The sequence below is a fragment of the Mesorhizobium sp. P3_A2 genome, assembly GCF_056403115.1.
Genome location: NZ_JBFUGC010000007.1, coordinates 347286 through 354522 on the forward strand (window position 1 = coordinate 347286; position 7237 = coordinate 354522).

The 7237-nt window shown below is 63.7% G+C and carries 8 protein-coding genes and 1 pseudogene; 1 reads left to right on the top strand and 8 read right to left on the bottom strand.

Annotated elements, in window-relative coordinates:
- Nucleotides 1–7 precede the first annotated feature (7 nt).
- Nucleotides 8–1006, top strand: coding sequence for a transporter (locus tag AC1DXM_RS18675; RefSeq protein WP_477234996.1), 999 nt, complete (start codon nt 8–10; stop codon nt 1004–1006).
- A 17-nt stretch (nt 1007–1023) separates the two neighbouring features.
- Here AC1DXM_RS18675 and AC1DXM_RS18680 read toward each other — a convergent pair whose 3' ends face one another.
- The 8 genes and pseudogenes from AC1DXM_RS18680 to AC1DXM_RS18715 form a co-directional block, all read right to left on the bottom strand.
- Nucleotides 1024–1710, bottom strand: coding sequence for a glutathione S-transferase family protein (locus AC1DXM_RS18680; protein WP_477234998.1), 687 nt, complete (start codon nt 1708–1710; stop codon nt 1024–1026).
- An 11-nt stretch (nt 1711–1721) separates the two neighbouring features.
- Nucleotides 1722–2645, bottom strand: a complete 924-nt coding sequence (rarD, locus tag AC1DXM_RS18685; protein WP_477235000.1) for an EamA family transporter RarD — start codon at nt 2643–2645, stop codon at nt 1722–1724.
- Nucleotides 2646–2769: 124 nt separating this feature from the next.
- The gene (gene cimA, locus AC1DXM_RS18690) at nt 2770–4386 is read right to left on the bottom strand and encodes a citramalate synthase (RefSeq protein ID WP_477235002.1); all 1617 of its coding nucleotides are present in this window, start codon (nt 4384–4386) and stop codon (nt 2770–2772) included.
- A gap of 46 nt (nt 4387–4432) precedes the next feature.
- Nucleotides 4433–5401 (bottom strand): prolyl aminopeptidase, encoded by a 969-nt coding sequence (pip, locus tag AC1DXM_RS18695; protein WP_477235004.1) that lies wholly within the window; start codon nt 5399–5401, stop codon nt 4433–4435.
- Nucleotides 5398–5878 (bottom strand): annotated as a pseudogene (locus tag AC1DXM_RS18700) (GFA family protein). The gene pip and the pseudogene AC1DXM_RS18700 overlap by 4 nt, the downstream one beginning before the upstream one ends.
- Nucleotides 5875–6366 (bottom strand): GFA family protein, encoded by a 492-nt coding sequence (locus tag AC1DXM_RS18705; protein WP_477235006.1) that lies wholly within the window; start codon nt 6364–6366, stop codon nt 5875–5877. Before AC1DXM_RS18705 ends, AC1DXM_RS18700 begins: the two are co-directional and overlap by 4 nt.
- A gap of 22 nt (nt 6367–6388) precedes the next feature.
- Complete coding sequence (locus AC1DXM_RS18710) at nt 6389–6775, bottom strand: VOC family protein (protein ID WP_477235008.1); 387 nt, start codon at nt 6773–6775, stop codon at nt 6389–6391.
- Nucleotides 6772–7182 (bottom strand): endonuclease domain-containing protein, encoded by a 411-nt coding sequence (locus AC1DXM_RS18715; protein WP_477235010.1) that lies wholly within the window; start codon nt 7180–7182, stop codon nt 6772–6774. The genes AC1DXM_RS18710 and AC1DXM_RS18715 overlap by 4 nt, the downstream gene beginning before the upstream one ends.
- Nucleotides 7183–7237 lie beyond the last annotated feature (55 nt).

A 7237-nucleotide genomic window follows, 5' to 3' on the forward strand; every position in this document is an offset into this window, starting at 1 on the left:
GCGAGCCGTGAACATCGCTCTCAACGCGGAAGGCACTCCCCTGTCGCCTTACCTGCCCGACGAGCACGGGCTGTTCTTCATCTATCATTTCACCGCCGACGGCCTGCGCACCAAGGACGCGGCCGAGGCTGCGTGGACATGGCGCAGCTACCAACTGTCCGACCTGCGCGCCCGCCGCGAGATCGCCGCCGAGCAGGCCCTGCCGGCGCCGGTGCGCGAAGCCTTTCTTGGCGCCAGCCAGGGCTGCCATATCGATCTCGAGGATGACTGGCTCTATGGCGATCTGCCGGATCTGCGGCACGACTATTCGGCGGAGGCGCGCGGGCTCGGCCATTTCCGCTTCGCCCTCAACGAAAAAATGCTGATCGGCGCGCGCAAGCAGCCGTTGGAATCGGTCGATCTCGTCCGCAAGGCGGTCGAGAGTGGCTCGCGCAAATTCCGCGCCCCGTCCGACCTGATCGAGGCGGTGATGGGCCAGTCGCTCGACGGCATGGCGGCCGAGCTCCACGGCCTTGGCGATACGCTGGACGGCATCGAGGACCGTATCGTGCGCGATGCCTGGCACAGCGAGCGGCAGTCACTGGTCGAGGCGCGCCGTCAGCTCGTGGTGATTCACCGGCAGATGGCGACGCTGACCAACCTCTTCCGCCATCTCGACCATTCACATCGCAACGAACTGCCTGACCCGATCAACGACATGGCGACAAGGCTGTCGCACCGGGCGCACACGCTCTATCACGACGGCGAGCAGCTGCAGGCGCGCACAAGGCTGCTGCAGGACGAATTGATGGCCAAGCTGACGATGCAGTCCAACCAGTTGCTCTATGTGCTGTCGGTCATGACGGCGGTGCTGTTGCCGATGACCATCATTTCGGGCCTCTTCGGCATGAATGTCGGCGGCCTGCCCATGGTCAACACGCCGATGGGGTTCTGGGTGGTCACGGCGGTTTCGGTGGTGATCGCGGCGGCGACCTATCTGTTCGTCAGGCGGCTTGGGCGGATGTAGCACCCGGCCTATAGATTTCACGCCGTGGCGCGAAGATCCTCGACGATGGTGCCGGAATCAGCGACTTCCGCTTCATGCTCCGGCTCCCGCCAGATCTCGGCAAGGCCCGCCCCATACCATTCCTGCATCGCCGGCAGGCCAAGCAATTGCGCCGGATAGGCGGCGGCCGCGCCCTCGAAAGTGAGCCCGTAGGACTGGACGCGGAATGCGACCGGGGCGAAAAAGGCGTCGACGGCGGTGAAATGGCCGCCGGCAAGAAACGGCCCGCCGAAACGGGTAAGGCCATCGTTCCAGAGATCGCCCAACCGGAACAGATCCTGCTTCAACGCATCCGACATCGGCAACGGTTTTACCCGCACGCCGCAATTCATCGGGCATGAGCCACGCAAGGCGGTGAAGCCCGAATGCATTTCGGCGGCGGCCGAACGCGCCCAGGCCCGCGCCTTGGCCTCGACCGGCCACACACCGTGGTGACGCTCGGCGAGATATTCGGCGATGGCCAGCGAATCCCAGACAGCCCAGCCGTCATCGACCATGCAAGGCACACGGCCACTGGGCGAGAAAGCCCGGTAGAGGTCGAAGCTCGATCCGGTCGGGAACGGCGTCAGCCGCTCCTCGAACGGAATGTCGAGGGTACGCATCAGCACCCATGGCCGCAGCGACCATGACGAATAATTCTTGTTGGCAATGTGCAGCACGTACATCGAAAGGTTCCCTACTTCGCGGCCAGCGCCGCCGGGCGGGTTTCACGGCCGCGGAACATCGACCAGGAATACATCGCCAGCGCCGCCCAGATCAGCGCGAAGGCTATCGCCTGCGTGGTGCCGAACGGCTCGTCGAAAGCAAGCACGGCGATCAGGAACACCATGGTCGGCGCGATGTACTGCATGATGCCGATGGTCGACAGGCGCAGAAGCTTGGCGCCGAAGGCGAACAGAAGCAGCGGCACGGAGGTGACCGGGCCGCAGCCGATCAGCAGCGCCGTGTCGGTGCCGGTGATGAAATGGTCCTGGCCGTTGGCGATCAGGAAGATGATGTAGCCCAGCGCCGGCACCGACAGCAAAAGCACTTCGAGCAGAAAACCCTGGCTTGGGCCGATCGGCAAAGTCTTGCGGAAGAAGCCGTAGGCGGCGAAGGAGAAGGCCAGTGCCAGCGACACCCAGGGCAGTTTGCCACCTTCGATGGTCAAGACCGTGACCGCGACTGCTGCGAGCACCACCGCCGCGATCTGCAGCCGGTCCAGCCGCTCGCCCAGCAGCACCGCGCCGACGACGACCACCACCAGCGGGTTGATGTAGTAGCCGAGCGCGGTCTCGACCGTGCGGTCGACCGAGATCGCCCAGACATAGATGGCCCAGTTGATCGAAATCAGCGTCGCCGTCAGCGCCGCCATGCCGATGCTGCGCGGCGAGCGGATCGCCGCCTTGAAATCTGCCGTGCGGCCTGCCCAGACCAGCACCGCAGCGGCAATCGGAACCGACCAGACGATGCGGTGGGCGATCACCTCGATCAGCGGCAGATGCGCCACCGCCTTCATGTAAAAGGGCAGCAGCCCCCACAGCAGATAGGCGCCCAGCGCCAGCAGGAAGCCGTTGCGGGCCTTGGCATCGGCATCGGGGGCGAGTGCGTCGGTGGCCATGGCGCAACGCTATGGCTCAACGGCTCGGCCAAGACCATCGCAAAGTTGTGATGGATCAACGGACTTTTGCTGATGGTTCAAAGGGCCGGGCCACCTCCCCGCTCTCGCTGGGCGAGGAAAAGGCCTACTCGGCCGCCACCAGCCCTGCCATCTCGCGGTTCTTCATCAGCTTGTAGACGATGGAATCCATCAGCGCCTGGAAGGAGGCATCGATGATGTTTTCGGACACACCGACCGTCCACCAGCGGGCGCCGGTGCCGTCATGCGATTCGATCAGGACACGGGTGATGGCTTCGGTGCCGCCATTGAGGATACGCACCTTAAAGTCGGCGAGCTCGAGATCGACGATCTCGTTCTGATACTTGCCGAGGTCCTTGCGCAGCGCGATGTCGAGCGCGTTGACCGGGCCGTGGCCCTCGGCCACCGACATCTTCTCCTCGCCATCGACCATCACCTTGACGATCGCCTCGGAGACCGTCTTCAGCTGGCCATTGGCATCGAAGCGGCGCTCGACCATGCAGCGGAACGAGGTGACGTTGAAGAACTCCGGCAGGCCGTGCAGCATCTTGCGTGCCAAGAGCTCGAAGGAGGCATCGGCACCCTCATAGGCGTAGCCCTCGGCCTCGCGTTCCTTGACCACCGAGATCAGCGCGTCGAGACGGTGATCGTCCTTTGGCACGTCAATGCCGCGCCGCTTCAGTTCGGCGAGGAAATTGGCCTTGCCGCCCTGGTCGGAGACCATGACGCGGCGGCGGTTGCCGACGGCTTGCGGCTCGACGTGCTCATAGGTCGCCGGCTCCTTGGCCAGCGCCGAGGCATGGATGCCGGCCTTGGTGGCGAAGGCCGAGGCGCCGACATAGGGCGCCTGCGCCTCCGGGGCGCGGTTGAGCAATTCGTCGAAGGCGCGGGAAAGCCGCGAAATGCCGGTCAGGGCTTCCGCCGAGATGCCGGTTTCGAAGCTATCGGCGAAGGCCGGCTTCAGTGCCAGCGTCGGCACGATCGAGACCAGATTGGCGTTGCCGCAGCGTTCGCCGATGCCGTTCAGCGTGCCCTGGATCTGGCGCACGCCGGCTTCGACGGCGGCGAGCGAATTGGCCACCGCCTGGCCCGTATCGTCATGGGCATGGATGCCGAGATGATCGCCGGGTATGCCTGACGCGATGACCTTGTCGACAATGGCGCGCACTTCGGAGGGTTGCGTGCCGCCATTGGTGTCGCACAGCACCACCCAGCGCGCACCGGCGTCATAGGCGGCCTTGGCGCAAGCCAGCGCATAATCCGGATTGGCCTTGAAGCCGTCGAAGAAATGCTCGCAATCGACCATCGCTTCCTTGCCGGCGGCAACAGCTGCTTCGACCGAAGCCTTGATGGAGTCGAGGTTCTCCTCATTGGTGCAGCCAAGCGCGACGCGGACATGATAGTCCCAGCTCTTGGCTACGAAACAGATGGCGTCGGATTTCGACTGTACCAGCGCCGCCAGGCCCGGATCGTTGGACGCCGATACGCCTGCCCGCTTGGTCATGCCGAAGGCGACGAATTTTGCCTTCGCCGTGCGCTTCTGCTGGAAGAAGGCGGTGTCGGTCGGGTTGGCGCCGGGATAGCCGCCTTCGACATAGTCCATGCCGAACTCGTCGAGCAGCTTGGCAATCGCAATCTTGTCCTCGACGGAAAAGTCGATGCCCGGCGTCTGCTGGCCGTCGCGCAATGTGGTGTCGAAGAGATAGAGGCGTTGCTTTGTCATGGCTGCGCGGGTGCGTACGCACCCTCCTCTGGCCCGAAGGCCGATGTCATTTCTTTCCTGCGAACTTGTCCGTTGCCCTGATCAGCTGATCGAGGATCCCCGGTTCCGAATAGGCATGGCCGGCGCCTTCGATGAGATGGAAATCCGCCATCGGCCAGGCCTTGTGCAGCGCCCAGGCGTAGCGCGCCGGACACGGCATGTCGTAGCGACCATGGACGATGGTGCCAGGGATGTCCTTCAGTTTGTGCGCGTCGCGCAGCAGCTGTCCCTCCTCGAGCCAGCCGGCGTGAACGAAATAGTGGTTCTCGATGCGGGCAAAGGCGATGGCGAAATCGTCCTCGCCGAACTTGTCGCTGGTTTCCGGTTCCGGCAGCAGCGTGATCGTCTCGCCTTCCCACAGGCTCCACGCAAGGGCGGCTTCGAGCTGCGCCTTGCGGTCGGAGCCAACCAGCCGCTTGCGATAGGCGGCCATCATGTCGCCGCGCTCGGCTTCAGGGATCGGCGCCTGAAAACGCTCCCACTTCTCGGGAAACATTTCGGAGACGCCGAATTGATAGTACCATTCGAGTTCGGCGCGGGTGAGCGTGTAGATGCCGCGCACCACAAGCTCGCTGACGCGATCTGGGTGCGTCTCGGCATAGGCGAGCGCCAACGTCGAGCCCCAGGAGCCGCCGAACACGAGCCATTTATCGAAGCCGCACATTACGCGCAGGCGTTCGATGTCGGCGACCAGATGCCAGGTGGTGTTGGCGTCGAGCGAGGCGTTGGGGGTCGATTTTCCGCAGCCGCGCTGGTCGAACAGGATGACATCGTAAAGCTTCGGGTCGAACAACTGCCGATGTTTTGGCGAGATGCCGCCGCCGGGACCGCCATGCAGGAACACCGCCGGCTTGGCGCCCTTGGTGCCGGAGCGCTCCCAATAGATCTGGTGGCCGTCGCCGACATCGAGCATGCCGGAAGCGAAGGCCTCGATCTCGGGATAAAGCGTACGCAAGGAACTGCCGTGGATCGTCATAGTTTCAAGCCCTGCTGCGGCCAGTTGGCCGTTTCGTGGTCGGGATGCTGGAAGGAGATGATCTGCTCCTGCCGTCGATAGAAGTCGGGATCGTCGAGGATCGGCGCCTCGAAGATCTTCTCCACCCAGGGCAGGCAGCCGCACCGCGTAGTTGACCTGGATCTGGGGCGCGAGGTCGGAGCGGTCGTCGAAGGCGCCGATGGCGATCTCCAGCGCGCCCGGCTGGCGATAGGTCAGCGGCGTGCCGCAACGGGCGCAAAAGCCGCGATCGATGTTGATCGACGACTGGAAGTAGCTCGGTTCCTCGCGCACCCATTCGACACCGTCCTTGGGCACCGTCACCAGCGCGCCGAAGAATGAGCCGAACTGTTTCTGGCACATGCGGCAATGGCAGATGGATGGGCGGCCGAGCTTGCCCCTGATGCGGAAGCGCACGGCGCCGCACTGGCAGCCGCCGGTTCGAATTTCATCGGTCATGGTCTTTCCTCTGGCGGCCATTGTTCGGTGTCGTGGTCGGGATGCTGGTAGGAGACGAGTTCAGCGAGATAAGGCGCCGATGATATGTCGGCCATCGTGTCCTCGCCGGGCAGTTGCGGGATGGTGTCGACATAGGGCAGCTTTGCCTCTGTGCCCCACTGGATCAGCGGCACGATTTCGGCCGGATTGTCGAACGCCCCAATGGCGAGGCCGACACCATCAGGCGCGGTAAAGGTCAGCGGCGTGCCGCAATTGGCGCAGAAGCCGCGGTCGACGTGACTGGACGAGGCGAAATATTTCGGTTCGCCGCGCGTCCAGTCGAGCCTGGCGCCACGCACCGAAACCAGCGGTGCGTAGAAGGAGCCGAACGCCTTCTGGCACATGCGGCAATGGCAGATCGAGGCGTCGCCCAGCGTGCCCTCAACGCGGAAGCGCACCGCGCCGCATTGGCAGCCGCCGGTGTAGATCGGCCGGTTGTCGAGGCTCATCGCGTCTCACTCCGTTTCATATTCATTCCGGGGTATGACAGACGGCCTCGACATTGTTGCCGTCGGGATCGAGGACGAAGGCACCGTAATAGTGCGGGTGATAATGCGGCCGGAGGCCCGGCCCGCCATTGTCCTTGCCGCCGGCGGCAAGGGCGGCGGCATGGAACGCATCGACCTCAGCGCGGCTGCGCGCGGTGAAGGCGACATGCTGATGGGCCCTCGGCTCATCGTTGCTGGCCTGCAACCAGAACACCGGCCGGTCGCGGCCATAGCCACCGACCTTGGCGCCGCCGGTATATTCCAGCGGCACCATGTAGATCAGCGAGGCACCTAGCGGCCCCATCGCCTGATCGTAAAAGGCCTTCGAAGCGTCGAAATCAGCGACGTTGATGCCGAGATGGTCGATCATGAAACTGCCTCCGTTGCTGCTGGTTCGTGTGCCGGCATTTCGGCGCCGGCCAAGCCAGCCTCGATCACGATATGCTGGCAGACATTGTCGATATCGCGGATGACGTCGTCGTTCCAGAAGCGCAGGATGGTCCAGCCACTTGCCTTCAAATAGACGCTGCGTGCCTTGTCGCGTTCTGCGTGCTCAGTATCGGAATGCTGGCTGCCATCAACCTCGACTATGAGATGGTGGGCCGAACAGGCGAAGTCGACAATGTAAGGTCCAATCGGTACCTGTCGGCGAAAGCTCATCCCCATCAGCCGGTGAGCCCGCAACTCATTCCATAGTTTCAGCTCGGCATCGGTCATGACGCGACGCATGGACTTTGCATTCTTGCGCTGACGCGATGGAACGCGGTCGTGGCCCATCACGCACCGCCACACTGGACATTATAGAAAACCGAGGTGACGGCTGATCTCCCCC

What these genes read in the sequence shown, in the direction of transcription:
- AC1DXM_RS18680 (WP_477234998.1), bottom strand. Translation starts at nt 1,710, where the DNA reads ATGTACGTGCTGCACATTGCCAACAAGAATTATTCGTCATGGTCGCTG.
- rarD (WP_477235000.1), bottom strand. Translation starts at nt 2,645, where the DNA reads ATGGCCACCGACGCACTCGCCCCCGATGCCGATGCCAAGGCCCGCAAC.
- cimA (WP_477235002.1), bottom strand. Translation starts at nt 4,386, where the DNA reads ATGACAAAGCAACGCCTCTATCTCTTCGACACCACATTGCGCGACGGC.
- pip (WP_477235004.1), bottom strand. Translation starts at nt 5,401, where the DNA reads ATGACGATCCACGGCAGTTCCTTGCGTACGCTTTATCCCGAGATCGAG.
- AC1DXM_RS18705 (WP_477235006.1), bottom strand. Translation starts at nt 6,366, where the DNA reads ATGAGCCTCGACAACCGGCCGATCTACACCGGCGGCTGCCAATGCGGC.
- AC1DXM_RS18710 (WP_477235008.1), bottom strand. Translation starts at nt 6,775, where the DNA reads ATGATCGACCATCTCGGCATCAACGTCGCTGATTTCGACGCTTCGAAG.
- AC1DXM_RS18715 (WP_477235010.1), bottom strand. Translation starts at nt 7,182, where the DNA reads ATGGGCCACGACCGCGTTCCATCGCGTCAGCGCAAGAATGCAAAGTCC.